13 protein-coding genes are annotated in these 17,625 nt (G+C 62.1%); 9 read left to right on the top strand and 4 right to left on the bottom strand.

Going from position 1 to position 17,625, the window contains the following annotated elements; translation table 11 throughout:
* Position 1: 1 nt before the first annotated feature.
* The 3 genes from CWE01_RS17615 to CWE01_RS17605 all read right to left on the bottom strand — a co-directional run bounded on the left by CWE01_RS17615 (position 2) and on the right by CWE01_RS17605 (position 2,216).
* Positions 2-244: a MoaD/ThiS family protein gene (locus CWE01_RS17615; protein ID WP_100941814.1), complete on the bottom strand. Its 243-nt coding sequence runs from the start codon at positions 242-244 to the stop codon at positions 2-4.
* Positions 241-714, bottom strand: coding sequence for a cyclic pyranopterin monophosphate synthase MoaC (moaC, locus tag CWE01_RS17610; protein WP_100941813.1), 474 nt, complete (start codon positions 712-714; stop codon positions 241-243). The genes CWE01_RS17615 and moaC overlap by 4 nt, the downstream gene beginning before the upstream one ends.
* 107 nt (positions 715-821) lie before the next feature.
* Positions 822-2,216 carry a PhoH family protein gene (locus CWE01_RS17605; RefSeq protein WP_100941812.1) on the bottom strand — a complete coding sequence of 465 codons (1,395 nt, stop codon included), beginning with the start codon at positions 2,214-2,216 and terminating at the stop codon, positions 822-824.
* A 513-nt stretch (positions 2,217-2,729) separates the two neighbouring features.
* On the opposite strand from CWE01_RS17605, the gene CWE01_RS17600 reads away from it, so the two are divergent.
* Positions 2,730-4,340, top strand: coding sequence for an alpha/beta fold hydrolase (locus CWE01_RS17600; protein WP_177410491.1), 1,611 nt, complete (start codon positions 2,730-2,732; stop codon positions 4,338-4,340).
* Between the two features lie 68 nt (positions 4,341-4,408).
* On the opposite strand, the gene CWE01_RS17595 is transcribed toward CWE01_RS17600, so the two are convergent.
* Positions 4,409-5,533 (bottom strand): polysaccharide deacetylase family protein, encoded by a 1,125-nt coding sequence (locus tag CWE01_RS17595; RefSeq protein ID WP_100941847.1) that lies wholly within the window; start codon positions 5,531-5,533, stop codon positions 4,409-4,411.
* Positions 5,534-5,661: 128 nt separating this feature from the next.
* Between CWE01_RS17595 and yaaA the strand changes: the two genes are divergently transcribed.
* From yaaA to CWE01_RS17550, 8 genes are all read left to right on the top strand, one after another.
* Entirely contained in the window at positions 5,662-6,441 is a 780-nt protein-coding gene (gene yaaA / locus CWE01_RS17590; RefSeq protein WP_100941811.1) for a peroxide stress protein YaaA, read from the top strand.
* A 1,008-nt stretch (positions 6,442-7,449) separates the two neighbouring features.
* Positions 7,450-8,766 (top strand): nucleotide sugar dehydrogenase, encoded by a 1,317-nt coding sequence (locus CWE01_RS17580; protein ID WP_100941809.1) that lies wholly within the window; start codon positions 7,450-7,452, stop codon positions 8,764-8,766.
* Between the two features lie 200 nt (positions 8,767-8,966).
* Entirely contained in the window at positions 8,967-10,448 is a 1,482-nt protein-coding gene (alg8, locus tag CWE01_RS17575; protein WP_100941808.1) for a mannuronan synthase, read from the top strand.
* 36 nt (positions 10,449-10,484) lie between these two features.
* Entirely contained in the window at positions 10,485-11,663 is a 1,179-nt protein-coding gene (locus tag CWE01_RS17570; protein ID WP_100941807.1) for an alginate biosynthesis protein Alg44, read from the top strand.
* Positions 11,664-11,672: 9 nt separating this feature from the next.
* Complete coding sequence (gene algK / locus CWE01_RS17565; RefSeq protein ID WP_100941806.1) at positions 11,673-13,082, top strand: alginate biosynthesis TPR repeat lipoprotein AlgK; 1,410 nt, start codon at positions 11,673-11,675, stop codon at positions 13,080-13,082.
* Positions 13,079-14,563 carry an alginate export family protein gene (locus tag CWE01_RS17560; protein WP_100941805.1) on the top strand — a complete coding sequence of 495 codons (1,485 nt, stop codon included), beginning with the start codon at positions 13,079-13,081 and terminating at the stop codon, positions 14,561-14,563. The genes algK and CWE01_RS17560 overlap by 4 nt, the downstream gene beginning before the upstream one ends.
* Entirely contained in the window at positions 14,563-16,179 is a 1,617-nt protein-coding gene (gene algG / locus CWE01_RS17555; RefSeq protein WP_256346812.1) for a mannuronan 5-epimerase AlgG, read from the top strand. The genes CWE01_RS17560 and algG overlap by 1 nt, the downstream gene beginning before the upstream one ends.
* A gap of 11 nt (positions 16,180-16,190) precedes the next feature.
* Entirely contained in the window at positions 16,191-17,624 is a 1,434-nt protein-coding gene (locus tag CWE01_RS17550; protein WP_100941804.1) for an alginate O-acetyltransferase, read from the top strand.
* Position 17,625: the final 1 nt, after the last annotated feature.

Raw genomic sequence — 17,625 nt, 5'->3', positions numbered from 1 at the left:
CTCAGCCTCCGGTCACCGTGGGGAAAAACGCCACTTCGTCGCCATCGACCAACGGCTCGGCAAGGGAGCACAGGTCTTCATTGCGCGCGCACATCAGGTTCTGTTCGCCAAGGACCTGCGTGCCCTCGCGCAACAGCAGGAACCGGCGCACATCATCAACGCTGGCGAAATCCCCCTCCACCGTCAACTCATCCACCCCGAGCACTTCGCGGTAACGGGCAAAGAACTTCACCACGATCTTCATGGCGCATCCGCCAGGTAGTGCCCGCTCTTGCCGCCGAGCTTTTCCAGCAGGCAGACGTTTTCGATGATCATGCCGCGGTCCACCGCCTTGCACATGTCATAGATCGTCAGCGCCGCGACACTCGCCGCGGTCAGCGCTTCCATCTCCACCCCGGTCTGCCCGGACAGCTTGCAGCGCGCGACGATGCGCACGGCATCCTCGCCGTCGGCGCTCAGCTCGACCTTGACGCTGGTGAGCATCAGCGGATGACAGAGGGGAATCAGCTCGGAGGTTTTCTTCGCCGCCTGGATACCGGCGATCCGCGCCACGGCGAACACATCGCCCTTGGGATGGCCGCCGCTGACGATCATTTGCAGGGTCTCGGGCAACATGCGCACACGGGCCTGGGCCACCGCCTCGCGGAAGGTCACGGCCTTGTCGGTGACGTCGACCATATTGGCGCGACCTTGGGAATCGAGATGAGTCAGCACAGCGATACTCCTGATCAGGAGCGTCGATTGTAAACCTGCGGGTCAGCTTTGCGCGACAGGGCTAATAAAAAGGGCGGCCACTTGGCCGCCCCTGGGTGTGGATGGGATTACAGGTGGGATTCGGCGTATTCGGCCAGGATCGAACGCGGCACGCCCTGCAGGGTGATGTGCACGCCGTTCGGGAAGTCCTTGAAGCGTTCGGTCAGGTAGGTCAGCCCGGAGCTGGTCGCGGACAGGTAAGGGGTGTCGATCTGTGCCAGGTTGCCCAGGCACACCACTTTGGAACCGGCGCCGGCACGGGTGATGATGGTTTTCATCTGGTGCGGCGTGAGGTTCTGGCACTCATCGATCAGGATCAGGCTCTGCTGGAAGCTGCGACCGCGGATGTAGTTCAGGGATTTGAACTGCAACGGCACCTTGCTGAGGATGTAGTCGACGCTACCATGGGTGCTTTCGTCATCCATGTGCAAGGCTTCGAGGTTGTCGGTGATCGCCCCCAGCCAAGGCTCCATCTTCTCCGCCTCGGTGCCGGGCAGAAAGCCGATTTCCTGGTCCAGGCCCTGCACGCTACGGGTCGCGATAATGCGCCGATAGCGCTTGCTGACCATGGTCTGCTCGATGGCGGCGGCCAGGGCCAGGATGGTTTTCCCTGAACCGGCGGCACCGGTCAGGTTGACCAGGTGGATGTCCGGATCGAGCAAGGCGAACAGCGCCAGGCTCTGGTAGATGTCACGCGGTTTCAGGCCCCAGGCTTCCTGGTGCAACAGGGGTTCCTGATGCAGATCGAGAATCACCAGCACATCGGCGCGGATCTCCTTGACCCAACCGACAAAGCCCTGTTCATCGATGATGAATTCGTTGACGTGCACCGCCGGCAGATTGTCGGTCAGTTGCACCTGGTGCCAGGTGCGGCCATGGTCCTGGCGGGTCTCGACCTTGCTGACGCGATCCCAGAACGAGCCTTTGACGTCGTGATAACCGTTGGGCAGCAAGGACACGTCGTCGACCAACTGGTCGGTGCTGTAGTCCTCGGCCGCGATCCCGCAGGCGCGCGCCTTGAGGCGCATGTTGATGTCCTTGGTCACCAGGACCAGGCGCAGGTCCTTGTCCCGCGCATGCAGATCGATCAACTGATTGATGATGATGTTGTCGTTGAGGTGTTCGGGCAGCACCAGGTTCGGTTCGCTGCGCTTGCTCATCAGGATCGACAGCAGGCCCTTGGGACCGCTCTTGCCACGCTGGATCGGGACGCCCAGCTCGACGTCCTCGGGGCAGGCATCGCCCAGGGTCTTGTCGATCAGGCGGATCGCCTGCCGGCATTCGGCGGCGACGCTGTGATGGCCGCCCTTGAGCTTGTCGAGCTCCTCGAGCACGGTCATCGGGATGGCGACATGGTGTTCTTCGAAATTGAGCAGGGCGTTTGGATCGTGGATCAGTACGTTGGTATCGAGCACGTAAAGGATTGGCTGGTTGGAAGAAGGAGTGCGTCCGTGATCATCCATACTCGGTCACCTTTGTGGGAGCCAGTCGACGCAATACCTTGACGGTGATGCGCCTCGAAGTGACCGCCGAATTCGCCTGTGAAGGGGCAGGCGCTCTGTGCACAAGTAGGGTCTTGTAAGACGCCACCTGAGTTGCAGGTTTCGGCGGTCTGACTCCGTAATACCGCAAAAGACATGACAGGAAAAAGCACTTTGACGTTTTTTTGAAGTTTATTTTTCAAGCTGACGAATAGCCCTTGGCGAGGCGCCCGGACACCGTTACAGTCGGAAGTCTGCCTGCATCGAAATCATCAGCTGATTTTCCCCCGGCCCAACAAATACGGGCTTTTTTGCGAACCGACGCGCCAAGCTCGCAAGACCCGGGTCGCCTCCAGGCAATCGCCCTGAAACCCGCTCCACGGGGCAAGTCCCTGCGCCGTTACGACGATAAGATTTCGTACTATTCCTACATTCCGCTCCCGCCTCTCCTTGCAATAATCCCGGCCATCTGGACGTGAACTGCGAGAGCGAATTATGACGAGCGGCAAACTGACGAAGCGCTGGGCCATATGGGGCGGCCTCTGTGCCAGTACCTTCTGGGCTGTCGAGGCGGGTGCCGCGACGCCAGCACCGGAGTTGGGTATCCGATGGCTACCGAGCTGCGAGGAACTTCCCAGCGGCGGACTGGATCCCGAGGTCATTGCCAGGACCCGATGCGGCATCGTCACCGTGCCACTGGACCACCTGAATCCCCGCCTCGGCACCCTCGACCTGGATATCACTCGCGTTGCCGCCAGGCGACCGGTACAACGAGCCGGTGCCATATTCACCAACCCCGGCGGTCCTGGCTCGAACGGCAATGACATTTTCACCGTATTGCTGGCGTCAATCTGGAAAGGCTACATCGACAAACCCGAAGGCGAGCCATACCGGCATTTGACCGATGCCTATGATCTGATCGGCATAACACCTCGCGGGCAGAGCAGCGCGCCGGACTCACAACTGGTGTGCCAATCCGACGAGGCGATCGTCGCGCAAGGCGACATCACCGAAGACCGCTCCCCCGCCAACCTCGCGGCGATCCAGCACAACGCCGCGGTACTGGCCCGCGGTTGCGCCAGCCAACCCCTGGCGCCCTACATCAATACCGACCAGACAGCGCGGGACATGGAGTTCGTCCGCGCCCAGCTCAACGAAAACAAACTCAACTACTTCGGCAACTCCTACGGCACCTGGCTGGGCGCCTGGTACGGCGGACTGTTCCCGCAGCATGTCGGTCGCATGGTACTGGACTCGAATGTGGACTGGACCTCGACGTTCCAGGACGCCAGTTTGAGCGCCGCGCCGGAGAAGGAGCGCGTCTTCAACCGCTTCGTCGCCGAGCACGCCGCGAGCCACCCGCAGGTCTACCGGATGGGCAGCGATCCGGCGGCCGTACGTGAAATCTTTCTGCAGTTGCTCCCTCGGGTTCGAGCCGCGTTGCGTTCCGACAACGAGCTCTATAGTTCCCCCGCACACCTGATGGCCGCACGGGTTCTCAGTGACTGGTGGCGAGTCTCGCCGGGGATAACGGACACCGAGCTGAAAAGCCGAGCGCAAGCCCATGGGTTCAGCCCGGACAACGCGGTCGATCAGCATGCGAGACGGGCATTTACCGATCTGCTGACGGCCACCCGCCAAGCGGCCCCATGGAACGGCATAGCACCGGGTCCGCTGAAGCTGACACCCGCCGACTCGGTGCGCAGCACCGTCTTGTGCAACGACTCGCGCACCTCGGACGAAACCTTCTGGATCGAGAAAGAAGACCAGTACGCCACACACTACCCGGTCGCTGGCAACTTCCTCCAGGCCAGGCATTGCGCCCACTGGAGCGGGACACCAGCGTCCGCGGTGCCCTTTCAAAACCTGTCGCGGGTGGACAGCATCGTCATGGTCCAGGCCGAGTACGACGACCAGACACCCGCAGCCCAGGCCTTCAAGGCATTCGCCAGCTTGCCCAATACCCATATGACACTGCTCAAGGACACCTACCGGCACGGCGTCTCTTTTGACGGCATCAGCGCCTGCGTCAACCGGCAAGTGGGCGAATACCTGGCGTATGGTCGTAAACCCGAGCGGTTCTCGACCTGCGATGCATCGGACTGAGAACAGCCCCGGGCCCCTGCGCATCCGCCCAGGTCGTCGGCCGATGCCGGCACTTGCGCTTTTTCCGCCTAGCGAAACGCCTCCTTGCATCCCTGCCAGCCGATCCCGCTTTCGGCGGTCTGCTTGAGCAGCCAGGGCAATGCCGTGCGCGCTTTGTCCTGGGTGTCATGAAAGACGATGACGCCACGCCGCCAAAGCAGCATCAGGGTCATCACCCGCTGGGCGGACTGCTCGGCGCTGAGCTTGCCGGTGGCATCCGCCGAATCGATGTCCCACAACGCGACCTGCAAGTGCTGGGCCTTGAAAAACGCCGCGCCGTCGGCCCGCCGCTGCCCGTAAGGCGGGCGGAACAGTGCGGCATAGTTGTCCGGCAAGGCGCTCTGCACCAGCGAGATGCTGCGCAGGATCGAGTCTTCCCAGTCCTGCCATTGACTGTGGGAGCGGTACTGCCAGCCCTCCACGCCGACGCATTGCTGGCGGTAAAGCTCGCGCACCGCCGGCATCGAGGTCTTGTCCAGACGGGTCTGCAAGGCATTGCCGATCACAAAGAACAGGCCGCTCATCTTCTGTTTGCGCAGGTAGTCGGCCAATTCGTCGGTATTGCCCTGGGCCATCGTCGGCCCGCCCTCGAAGGTCAGCAGGAACAGGCGGTCATTGAAGCCTTCACCATTGCGCTCGTGATCGCCCATCAGCTGGATTTCGCTGCTGGTCTGCGGCAACAGCGCGGCCAGGCGCAATTGCTCGTCCAGGTAACGTTCATTGAATGTCCGGGCCGGGTCGGCCCAGCGGACATAAAAGGAGTCATCGGCGACCCGGAACTTGCCGGCGGCTTTTTGCAGGCTGTCCATGTCCTCGACATAGAAACAGAAGGACGCATCCTCATCGCAGCTCTGCTGGGCGGCGTTGTAGCTGGTCAGCAGGCGCTGCCACATGCGCTGGCGCACCGTGTCGATGGCGGTCATGTTGATCTGCTTGAGGCCCAGGCGCTTTTTCAGGGCCGGTTCGTCGAGCAGCTCGCTGACCAGCAGCAGATGGGCGAACATCAGGATTTCCGCGCGCGAGGCGACATCGAACAGTGCCGGGCTGCTCAGCTGTTCGGGCCAGGTGCTGCGATCCAGGGTCGCGGGGTCGTTCGGCGCGGCAACGGCGGCGAAGCAGGCCAGCAGGGCCGAGAAGAAAAGAACGATACGCAAGAAGGGTGCCTCCATTTCAGAACCCGCCGCGCACTATAGCCGATCCTGTGCCGCCCCTATCGCCATCATAGGTGGAGTCAAACCGCCCAACCCCCTAGAATCCCCCGACGATTAAAGGAGACGACTTCATGCTGATGGTGATTTCCCCCGCCAAGACCCTCGATTTCGAAACACCGGCGGTGACCCAGCGCTTCACCCAACCGCAGTACCTGGACCACTCCCAGGAGTTGATCGAGCAACTGCGCACCCTGAGCCCGGCGCAGATCAGCGAGCTGATGCACGTCTCCGACAAGATCGGCGGCCTCAACGCCGCGCGTTTCGGCAGCTGGAACCCGGCCTTTACCCCCGACAACGCCAAGCAGGCGCTGCTGGCGTTCAAGGGTGACGTCTATACCGGTCTCCACGCCGAAGACTTCAGCGACGCCGACTTCGACTACGCCCAGACCCACCTGCGCATGCTTTCCGGCCTCTACGGCCTGTTGCGCCCGCTGGACCTGATGCAGCCCTATCGCCTGGAAATGGGCACCAAATTCGCCAACGCCCGGGGCAAGGACCTCTATGCCTTCTGGGGCACGCGCATCAGCGAATGGCTGAATGAAGCCCTGGCCGAACAAGGAGACGAGGTGCTGCTGAACCTGGCGTCGAACGAATACTTCTCGGCGGTCAAACGCCCGGCCCTGAACGCACGGATCATCAACACCGAGTTCCGCGACCAGAAGAACGGCCAGTACAAGATCATCAGCTTCTACGCGAAGAAGGCCCGGGGGATGATGGCGCGCTTTGTGATTCAGGAGCGTATCCAGAACCCTGAGCAATTGAAGGCGTTCGACGAACAGGGCTACCGGTTCAGTGCGGAACTGTCCAAGGCGGACAATCTGGTGTTTTTGCGCGATCACGCGCCGGAGTAACTACCGAACACCTACTTGTGGCGAGCGGGCTTGCCCGCGTTGGGGCGCGAAGCGGCCCTAAAATCAGCGACTTCATTGTGTCAGACAGAACGCAATCGCAGGTTTTACGACTGCTTCGCAGCCGAACGTGGCGGTGCGGCGTCCCGACAAGCCCGCTCGCCACAAGACCGCGCCCCAGGTACACACATCTGTTACCCTGCCCCCACTCGGTGCACTACACGCAATGTGTAACCCCGACGATTCACCTCTTTACCCCTCCTGCAACACCCTAAAAAACCAATTACTTGACGCCAATAAACCGACTGTTACAACCATGAAAATTCTTTCACTCGACATTTCCAATTTTTTTGAGTAGTGGCACCAGAATTTTTTTCCCATAGTGGCAAACCACCATCTCGGCATTTTTAATCCCCATAACTAAAGGGCGAAACGGAAAGTGCTATCAATATGAAGCCGTGCCATCTTTCATCCTATTCCCAGGAATTCCAGGAAACAGGATGAGCGGACCGGAACTTATGTTCCGAAACATCGCTCATACCACCCGTAACGATTCTCACAGAGCTTGTAAGAGAAGACTTACATGGAGGCGGGATGAAATGTTTAAGTTGCCAACAGCGACTTACAACCGCGACCCACACATTCAACCGACAGTAAAGGACAGGAGATACAGCCCCATGATATCCCCTACACAGGCCAAGGCAGGCCCTCAGACAAAGCCGTTGCAAGGCGACTACAACCTGTTGATCCACAATATTTTTTCCGTGGACACAAGCAGGCTTTAGGCACGCTGGCAAAGGCCTTCCCCAGGAACGCCGGCCATATTCAAGGGCATGCCCCTAATAACAAGGCCACGCTGCGCACAACTTGAGTGCAATTATTTAGCCACTCGATAGTTATATGCCTGCACTCCCGAATGCGACCTCTTTGGCCGCCCTGCGAGTGCACCACGGTGACTGGCTACATCAACTTCGGCCATTTAATGGCGTGATCAAGATAGAGGTAAGTGCAATGCGCATTAGCATATTCGGTTTGGGTTACGTCGGTGCAGTCTGCGCCGGTTGTCTGTCTGCACGGGGCCATGATGTGGTTGGCGTCGATATCTCCCAGGACAAGATCGACCTGATCAACAACGGCAAATCGCCGATTGTCGAACCCGGCCTGGAAGCCCTGTTGGCCCAGGGCATTGCCACCGGCCGACTGCGTGGCACCACCGACTTCGCCGAAGCGATTCGCGCCACCGACCTGTCGATGCTCTGCGTCGGTACACCGAGCAAGAAGAACGGCGACCTGGAACTCAACTACATCGAATCGGTGTGCCGCGAAATCGGTTTTGTCCTGCGGGACAAGACCACCCGCCACACCGTCGTCGTGCGCAGCACCGTGCTGCCGGGTACCGTGAAAAACGTGGTGATCCCGATCCTCGAAGACTGCTCGGGGAAAAAGGCCGGCATTGACTTCGGTGTCGCGGTCAACCCGGAATTCCTGCGTGAAAGCACCGCGATCAAGGACTACGACTTCCCACCGATGACCGTGATCGGCGAATTCGACAGCGCCTCCGGTGACGTCCTGCAAGCCCTCTACGAAGAACTCGACGCGCCGATCATCCGCAAGGACATCGAAGTCGCCGAGATGATCAAGTACAGCTGCAACGTCTGGCACGCCACCAAAGTGACCTTCGCCAACGAGATCGGCAACATCGCCAAGGCGGTCGGGGTCGATGGCCGCGAAGTGATGGACGTGGTCTGCCAGGACAAGACCCTCAACCTGTCCCAGTACTACATGCGCCCCGGCTTTGCCTTCGGCGGCTCCTGCCTGCCCAAGGACGTCCGCGCCCTGACCTACCGTGCCGGTTCCCTGGACGTCGACTCGCCGCTGCTCAACTCGCTGATGCGCAGCAACGAAAGCCAGGTGCAGAACGCCTTCGACCTCGTCGCCAGCCATGACAAACGCCGCATCGCCCTGCTCGGCCTGAGCTTCAAGGCCGGCACCGACGACCTGCGCGAAAGCCCGCTGGTGCAACTGGCGGAAATGCTCATCGGCAAGGGTTTCGACCTGAGCATCTACGACAAGAACGTCGAGTACGCCCGTGTCCACGGCGCGAACAAGGACTACATCGAATCGAAGATTCCCCATGTGTCGTCCCTGCTCAACGCCGACTTCGACGAGGTGATCGACAACAGCGACGTGATCATCCTCGGCAACCGTGACGAGCGCTTCCGCGCCCTGGCCGAAAACGCCCCCCACGGCAAACAGGTCATCGACCTGGTCGGCTTCATGTCCAAAGCCACCAGCGCGAGTGGCCGGACCGAAGGTATCTGTTGGTAAACCAACAGCAACCGCTACGCGGTTGATCGCCGGCAAGCCAGCTCCTACATGGACGGGGTGGAACGCGAACATTACGTACGGCTCCGTACTGTAGGAGCCGGCTTGCTGGCGATGGCGTCCGAAAGGACGCCCCGTAACGCCTGCCTTAACACCATCGGACCAGCCGACAGGCTCGCCCGAGACAGAGACGGATGCAGATTATGCACAGGCTAAAACACGGCCTTCTTCAGGCCGCCGGTTGGCTGTTCTACTTGAGTTTGCTGATGGGCCTGGCCTTGTTGCTGCCCACCTCGACCTTCGACGCCGACTCCAAGGACTTCATCTTCCTGATCGGCGCCGTGGGCATCTGGCGCTACTCCATGGGCGCCACCCATTTCGTGCGCGGGATGATTTTCCTCTACATCGTCTACCCGCACCTGCGCCGCAAAGTGCGCAAGCTGGGCAAGGCCGCGGACCCGTCGCAGGTGTTCCTGATGGTCACCAGCTTTCGCATCGACGCGCTGACCACCGCCCAGGTCTACAGCTCGGTGATCCGCGAAGCCATCGACTGCGGCTTCCCCACCACCGTGGTCTGCTCCCTGGTGGAAATGTCCGATGAACTGCTGGTCAAGAGTCTCTGGGCGAAAATGAATCCGCCCGATCGGGTCAAGCTCGACTTCGTGCGCATCGCCGGTACCGGCAAGCGCGACGGCCTGGCCTTCGGTTTCCGCGCCATCTCCCGCCACCTGCCGGACGACCGCGCGGTAGTCGCAGTGATCGACGGCGACACCGTGCTCAGCGAAGGCGTGGTGCGCAAGACCGTGCCCTGGTTCCAGCTGTTCGGCAATGTCGGCGGCCTGACCACCAACGAGTTCTGCGAAGTGCGCGGCGGCTACATCATGAGCGAATGGCACAAGCTGCGCTTCGCCCAGCGTCACATCAACATGTGCTCCATGGCCCTGTCCAAGCGCGTGCTGACCATGACCGGACGCATGTCGGTGTTCCGCGCCAGCGTGGTCACCGACCCGGCCTTTATCGCCGACGTCGAAAACGACTCGCTGCAACACTGGCGCCTGGGCCGTTTCAAGTTCCTCACCGGCGACGACAAGTCCAGCTGGTTCAGCCTGATGCGCCTGGGCTACGACACCTTCTACGTACCCGACGCGGCAATCCACACCGTGGAACACCCGCCGGAAAAGAGCTTTATCAAATCCAGCCGCAAGCTGATGTACCGCTGGTACGGCAACAACCTGCGGCAGAACTCCCGGGCCCTGGGCCTGGGGATCCGCCGCCTCGGCCTGTTCACCAGCGTGGTGCTGTTCGACCAGCGCGTGTCGATGTGGACCTCGCTGCTGGGGCTGACCGTGGCCCTGATCGCCAGCTTCAAGTACGGCATCGCCTTCATCCTCGCCTACCTGCTGTGGATCGGCCTGACCCGACTGATTCTGACCCTGCTGCTGGCCTGTTCCGGGCACAGCATCGGCCCGGCCTACCCGGTGATTCTCTATTACAACCAGATCGTCGGCGCCCTGATGAAGATCTACGTGTTCTTCCGCCTCGACCGCCAATCCTGGACCCGCCAGGACACCAAACTGAGCCGCGACCTCGCCAGCTTCCAAGGCTGGTTCAACACCTGGTCGTCCCGAACCATGACCTTCTCCGCCGGCAGCATTTTCGTCGCCGTGCTGATGACGATGGTTTGACCCGACCCGCCTGAATTAGCGAATGGAGCTATACCCATGAATTCCCAAGTCAATGCCAACGTCGTCCACGAATCCGAAGCCCAGCGCCAGCATGCGCGGGTGAAAATCCCGGCCAAGCTGCGCTTCCTCGGCAGCGAGAGCCAGCCCCTGGAAGTCCGGGTCCATGACCTGTCCGCCGGCGGCCTGAGCTTCAATGTCCCGCCGCAACAGGCCCTGGGCCTGAAGCTCGGCGAGGTGTACAAGGGCCGCCTGCAATTCGTCATCGACAACCTCGGCCTGGCCATGGACGTCGAACTGCAGGTGCGCTCCTACGACCGCCAGAACGGCCGGGTCGGTTGCCAGTTCCAGAACCTGGAGCAGCAGGACATCGGCACCCTGCGCCACCTGATCACCTCGCACCTGTCCGGTGACATCGTCAACATGGGCGACGTGCTCGCCACCCTGCAGCGCGACAACTTCACCAAGGCGCGCAAGAAAAAGGACGACGGCAGCGGCATGAGCCCGTTCGGTCGCCTGCGCGCCGTGACCTTCACCCTTGGTGTCTTCGTGGTGGGCCTCGCGGCCTTCGGCTTTGTCCTGAAATCGGTCTACGGCCTGTATTTCGTCAGCCATGCCCAGGCCGGCCTGGTCAGCGTACCGGGCATGAGCATCACCATGCCCCGCGACGGCACCGTGCAAAGCCTGATCAAGGAAGACGGCGTCGCCGCCAAGGGCGCGCCGCTGGCGACCTTCAGCACCAGCATGCTCGACGTGCTCAAGGGCCATCTGGACGACAACCAGTTGGAGCCGGCCAAGGTCGAGGAACTGTTCGGCAAGCAGATGACCGGCACCCTGACCTCGCCTTGCGATTGCACGGTGGCCCAGCAACTGGTCGCCAACGGCCAATACGCCAGCAAGGGCGATGTGATCTTCCAGCTGGTGCCTAAAGGGAGCGAAGCGAATGTCGAGGCGCGCTTCTCCTATCGCCAGTTCGGCGACGTGCGTCCAGGCACCCGGGTGAACTTCCAGATCGCCGGCGAAGACCAGATGCGCCAGGGCAGGATCGTCAGCAGCACCAGCCTGAAAAGCACCGACCTGTCCTCCGATATCCGCGTCCTGATCAAGCCGGACGAAAGCCTCGACAGCACCCTCGCCGGCCGTCCGGTGGAGGTCAGCAGCGACCGCGGGCCAAGCATGAACTGGCTGATCGACAAAGCCGTGGCCGCCGGTCTTTAAGCGGAGGACATGCCTGTGACGACCTTACGCACCCTGCCCCTACCGCTGGCACTGGCCATGGCGATCGGCCTCGCCGGTTGTGCCGGCCTGCCCGACCAGCGCCTGGCCAATGAAGCGCTCAAGCGCGGCGACACCGCCCTGGCCGAACAGAATTACCGCAAGCTGGCGGACCTGGGCTACAGCGACGCACAGGTCGGCCTGGCCGATATCCAGGTGGAAAGCCGCGACCCGGCCCAGCTCAAGCTGGCGGAAGCGACCTACCGCGCCGCCGCCGACACCTCGCCCCGGGCCCAGGCCCGTCTGGGCCGCCTGCTGGTGGCCAAGCCCGGTGCCAGCGAAGCCGAGCACCGCGAAGCCGAAGGCCTGCTGAAAAAGGCCTTCGCCAACGGGGAAGGCAACACCCTGATTGCCCTGGCGATGCTCTACCTGCAATTCCCGCAGAGCTTCCCCGAGGTCAACGCCCAGCAACAGATCAGCCAATGGCGCAGCGCCGGCTACCCGGAAGCGGGCCTGGCGCAAGTGCTGCTCTATCGGACCCAGGACACCTACGACCAGCATCTGGACGAGGTGGAAAAGATCTGCAGGACCGCGCTCAACAGCAGCGACATCTGCTACGTCGAGCTGGCCACCGTGTACCAGAAACGCGCCCAGCCGGACCAACAGGCCGCCTTGCTCAAGCAACTGCAGGCCGCCTACCGCCGTGGCACCGTCGGTGACCAACGGGTCGACAGCGTAGCCCGTGTGCTCAGCGATGCAAGCCTCGGCCAGCCGGATGAAAAGACCGCGCAGGCACTGCTGGAACAGATCGCCCCCGGCTACCCGGCGTCCTGGGTCAGCCTGGCGCAATTGCTCTACGACTTCCCCGCCCTGGGCGACGTCAAGCAGATGATGGAATACCTGGACAACGGCCGCGCCGCCGACCAGCCCCGCGCCGAACTGCTGCTGGGCAAGCTCTACTACGAAGGCAAATGGGTGCCGGCCGACGCCAAGCAGGCCGAGGCGCATTTCCAGAAAGCCGTCGGCAAGGAAGTCGCCGCCGATTACTACCTGGGGCAGATCTATCGCCGTGGCTACCTCGGCCAGGTCTACTCGCAAAAGGCCCTCGACCATCTGCTCAAGGCCGCCCGCAACGGCCAGAACAGCGCCGACTTCGCCATCGCCCAACTGTTTTCCCAGGGCCGTGGCACCCGACCCGATCCGCTCAACGCCTACGTCTTCAGCCAACTGGCCAAAGCCCAGGACACCCCCTTGGCCAATGACCTGGCCCAACAACTCGACGCCCAATTGCCGCCGGCCCAGCGCGCCGATGCCCAGCGCCTGCTGCAACAAGAGCAGCGCCTGCGCGGGACCCTGAGCCGCAATCCGCTGGACCTGCAACAAGTCCTGCAGGAAGGCGACCGCGAGGAAAAAACCTTATGACTCTCAATCCTTTCGTCAAGGCCGGTATCGGCCTGAGCGTCGCCCTGCTCTGGTCCTGCCCGAGCCTGGCGGCGATGACCGAGACCAAGAACTTCGGCCTCGAAGTGAAAATCACCGGCCAATCCGAAGACGACCGCGACCTCGGCACCCTCAAGGGCGGCGACGTCAACGGTATCGGCCTGGACCTGCGTCCGTGGGCCTACGGCGAGCGCGGCAACTGGAGCGCCTACGCCATGGGCCAGGCCGTGACCGCCAGCGACATCATTGAAACCGACACCTTGCAACAGGCCGATGCCAGCCAGGAAACCTCGAGCAACGACGCCCGCAAGCCGGAAAAAAGCTACCTGGCCCTGCGCGAATTCTGGGTCGGCTACAAGGGCCTGACGCCTTATCCGGGCGAGATGCTCAAACTCGGTCGCCAGCGCCTGCGCAATGACGACGGGCAATGGCGCGACACCAATATCGAGGCACTGAACTGGAGCTTCGACACCACCCTGTTGCGGGCCAACCTGGGCGCCGCCGAGCGTTTCAGCGAATACCGCACCGACCTCACCGAACTGGCGCCCCAGGACAAGGACCGCCTGCATGTCTACGGCGACGTCGCCTACCAGTGGACACCCGGCCAGTGGCTCGGCGTACGCGCCCACCACACCCATGACGACGGCAAGCTCGACTACCCGACACCCGGCGTCGTCGCCGACCCGCTGGACAAAAAGGCCAACGGCGACCTGACCTGGCTCGGCCTGGAAGCCGACAGCGATGCCTACAATTTCAAAAACACCAACACCGTCAACTACTGGGCCAGCCTGACCGGCATGAGCGGCCACCGCGACAGCGTCAACCCGCTCAATGCCGACGGCAGCCGCCCCGTGGACGCCAGCCAGGGCAGCCATATCAACGGCTGGGCCACCGACCTCGGCGTGCGCCTGCGCCTCGACCCGAACTGGCAGGTCGGTGCCGCCTATGCCCGCGCCAGCGGCGACTACGAACAGAACGGCCTGGAAAGCAATCGCTCGAACTTCACCGGCACCCGCTCGCGGACCCACCGTTTCGGCGAAGCCTTCCGTGGCGAAATGAACAACCTGCAGACCGCCACCCTGTTCGGCTCCTGGCAGCTGCGCGAAGACTACGACGCGAGCCTCATCTACCACAAGTTCTGGCGCGTCGACGGGCAAAAGGACGTCGGCAGCAACGGCATCAACGCCGTGCAGAACAACTACGACGACGCCACCGGCGCCCTGCTCTCCAGCGCCTCGCTGCCGTTGCAGGACGGCAAGAAAGACCTGGGCCAGGAAGTCGACCTGGTGGTGACCAAGTACTTCAAGCAAGGCCTGCTGCCGGCAGCGCTGAGCCAGTCCATCGACGAACCTTCGGCGCTGGTGCGTTTTCGCGGCGGCGTGTTCAAGCCCGGCGATGCCTACGGCAAGAGCGTCGATTCCTATATGCACCGCGCGTTTGTCGACGTGATCTGGCGCTTCTGATGCAGACCGCCAAGGGAGTGACCGAGATGAACCACAGCGCCCTGCAAGGCTCGCTCAGCGTATTGGCCGGCGCCCTGCTGCTGGCCAGTAGCGCGGCCTTTGCCAGCGTCGATGCGCCGCCGGTTAAAACCGAGCACGCACCGATCCTGGCCAAGGAACTGCAACAGGCCAAGACCTACACCGTCAGCAGCGCGCCGACCGCGCCGCTGCACCTGGAAAAACCCAAGCTGCCGGACCTGCGCGGCTACACCGCCGAGGCCGTCGCGGCGAAGATCGTGCGCGGCAAACCGGGCAAGATCAGCGTCCGCCAGATGATGCAGGAAGACGCCCTCAAGGACTTTATCGGCGGTGACAACAAGATGGCCGAATGGGTGGTCCGCCAACATGGCATTCCCCAGGCGATCTTCATCGACGACGGCTATATCAACCTCAAGGACCTGAGCAAAAAGCTGCCCAAGCAATACATCAGCGAAACCTCGCCGGGGGTGTTCCTGGCCAGGTTGCCGATCGTGGTCGGGCGCAAGGGCATCCTTGAAGTCGACAAGCAGACCCAGGAACTGCGCCTGTCCCAGGAAGGCGGCGCGTTCCTGATCAACGACGGCCAGCTGTTTATCCGTGACACCAGGGTCACCGGCTGGCGCGAAGCCGACAACAGCCCGGCGACCTTCCGTTCGCCCCAGGAATTCCGGCCTTTCCTGCTGGCCTGGGGTGGCACCGAGACCTATATCGTCAACAGCAAGATGGCCAGCTTCGGCTACGCCAACAGCAAGTCCTACGGCGTGAGTATTTCCCAGTACACGCCGAACATGGCCAAGGTGCTCAAGCGGCCCGAGCCGACCGGCTGGATCATCGGCTCCGAGTTCTCGGACATGTGGTACGGCTTCTACTGCTACGAGACCCGTGACTTCGTGCTCAAGGGCAACACCTACCGCGACAACATCGTCTACGGCATCGACCCCCACGACCGTTCCCACGGGCTGATCATCGCCGACAACACCGTCCACGGGACCAGGAAGAAACACGGCATCATCATTTCCCGGGAAGTGAACGACAGCTTCATCTTCAACAACCGCAGCTACGACAACCACCTCTCGGGCCTGGTGATCGACCGTAACAGCGTCAACAACCTGATCGCCTACAACCAGATCTACACGAACCACACCGACGGCATCACCCTCTACGAGAGTGCCGACAACCTGATCTACGCCAACAAGGTCATCGGCAACAAGCGCCACGGCATCCGCATCCGCAACAGCGTGAATATCCGCCTGTACGAAAACGTCGCCATGGCCAACGGCCTGACCGGGGTCTACGGCCACATCAAGGACCTGAGCGACACCGATCGCGACATCAAGCTCGACCCGTTCGATGCCGAGGTTTCACTGATCGTGGTCGGTGGCGAACTGGCCGGCAACGGCAGCGGCCCGCTGTCCATCGACTCGCCGTTGAGTGTCGAGCTGTACCGGGTGTCGATGCTCGCCCCGACGAAAACCAGCGGCATCAGCTTCACCGGGATTCTCGGCGAGCGCCAGGATGAAATTCTCGACCTGCTGGTGCGCCAGCAGAAAGCCGTGCTGATCGACCCCGTCGAACGCCAGACACCCCTGCGGGATTGAGGACGACCTTTATGAACCCACATCTGATCAAACTGCTCGGCCTGTCCGGCCTTGCCGCGGCGATCTTCGCCGCCAGCGGCAGCCTCAAGGCCGAGGAAGTCCAGGCGCCGAGCTTTACCGCCGAGCCCTGCTGCAGCCTGTGCCCGGCGGCCCATGACGCGAAGAACTACGTCAGCCGCTACCAGCAGAACTTCACCACCCTGGTCCAGGCCCAGGGCGACTGGCTGTTCCGCACCCAGGAAGACCTGCGCACCGAGTTCGACACCAGCCCCGCCGGTTACCGGCGCCTGCAACAACTGCACGATGCCTTCAAGAGCAAGGGCGTGGAGTTGGTGGTGGTCTATCAGCCGACCCGTGGCCTGGTGGATCGCAACAAACTGTTCCCGGCCGAGCGCGCCAGGTTCGACTATGAAAAAGCCCTGGGCAACTACCAGGCGATGCTCGGGCGCTTCGCCAAGATGGGCTACCACGTACCGGACCTGTCGCCGCTGACCAACGAGCAACAGGCCCACGATTTCTACTTCCGTGGCGACCAGCACTGGACCCCGTACGGCGCCGAGCGTACCGCGAAGATCGTCGCCGAGACGGTGAAAAAGATGCCGGGCTTTGCCGACATTCCCCACCGTGAATTCGAGACCAAGGTCTCCGGGCGCATGGGCAAGACCGGCACCCTGCACAACATGGCCGGCCAGCTCTGCGGCACCAGCTACGCGATCCAGTACATGGAACAGTTCAGCACCGAGCCCAAGGGCGAAGCCGCGGACGGCGACCTGTTCGGCGATGCCGGCAACCCGCAGATCACCCTGGTGGGCACCAGCCACAGTGGCAAGAACTACAACTTCGCCGGTTTCCTGCAACAGTACATCGGCGCCGACATCCTCAACGTCGCCTTCCCCGGCGGTGGCCTGGAAGGCTCGATGCTGCAGTACCTGGGCAGCGAGGCGTTCCAGAAGACCCCGCCGAAAGTGCTGATCTGGGAGTTCTCGCCGCTGTATCGCCTCGACCAGGAAACCATCTACCGGCAGATGATGTCCGTACTCGACAACGGTTGCGAAGGTAAAAGCGCTGATATGAGCGCCAGCACCACGGTCAAACCGGGCAAAAACGAACTGCTGGTCAACAGCAACAACCGCGACCTGCGCAACAGCGGACACCAGGTCGACATCCGCTTCGCCGACACCTCGGTGAAAACCCTGCACGCCACCCTCTGGTACATGAACGGTCGCCACGAGGACATCAAGATCGAGAAACCGCAAACCTCCGACACCGACGGACGTTTCGCCTTTGAGCTGCGCACCGACGAAGACTGGGCCAACCAGAACCTGCTGGCCGTCGAAGTCCAGGGCCCGGAAGCGGGCACCGCGCCGCAGCAAGTCGAGGCGAAGATCTGCAAACGCAACGTATTCCCCAGCGCCGAGCCCCATGTGGCACAGGCCGGGTTATGAG

The sequence above is a fragment of the Pseudomonas sp. QS1027 genome (genome assembly GCF_002814235.1).
GTDB lineage: Bacteria > Pseudomonadota > Gammaproteobacteria > Pseudomonadales > Pseudomonadaceae > Aquipseudomonas.
This window is presented reverse-complemented; position numbering and strand designations above follow the sequence as displayed.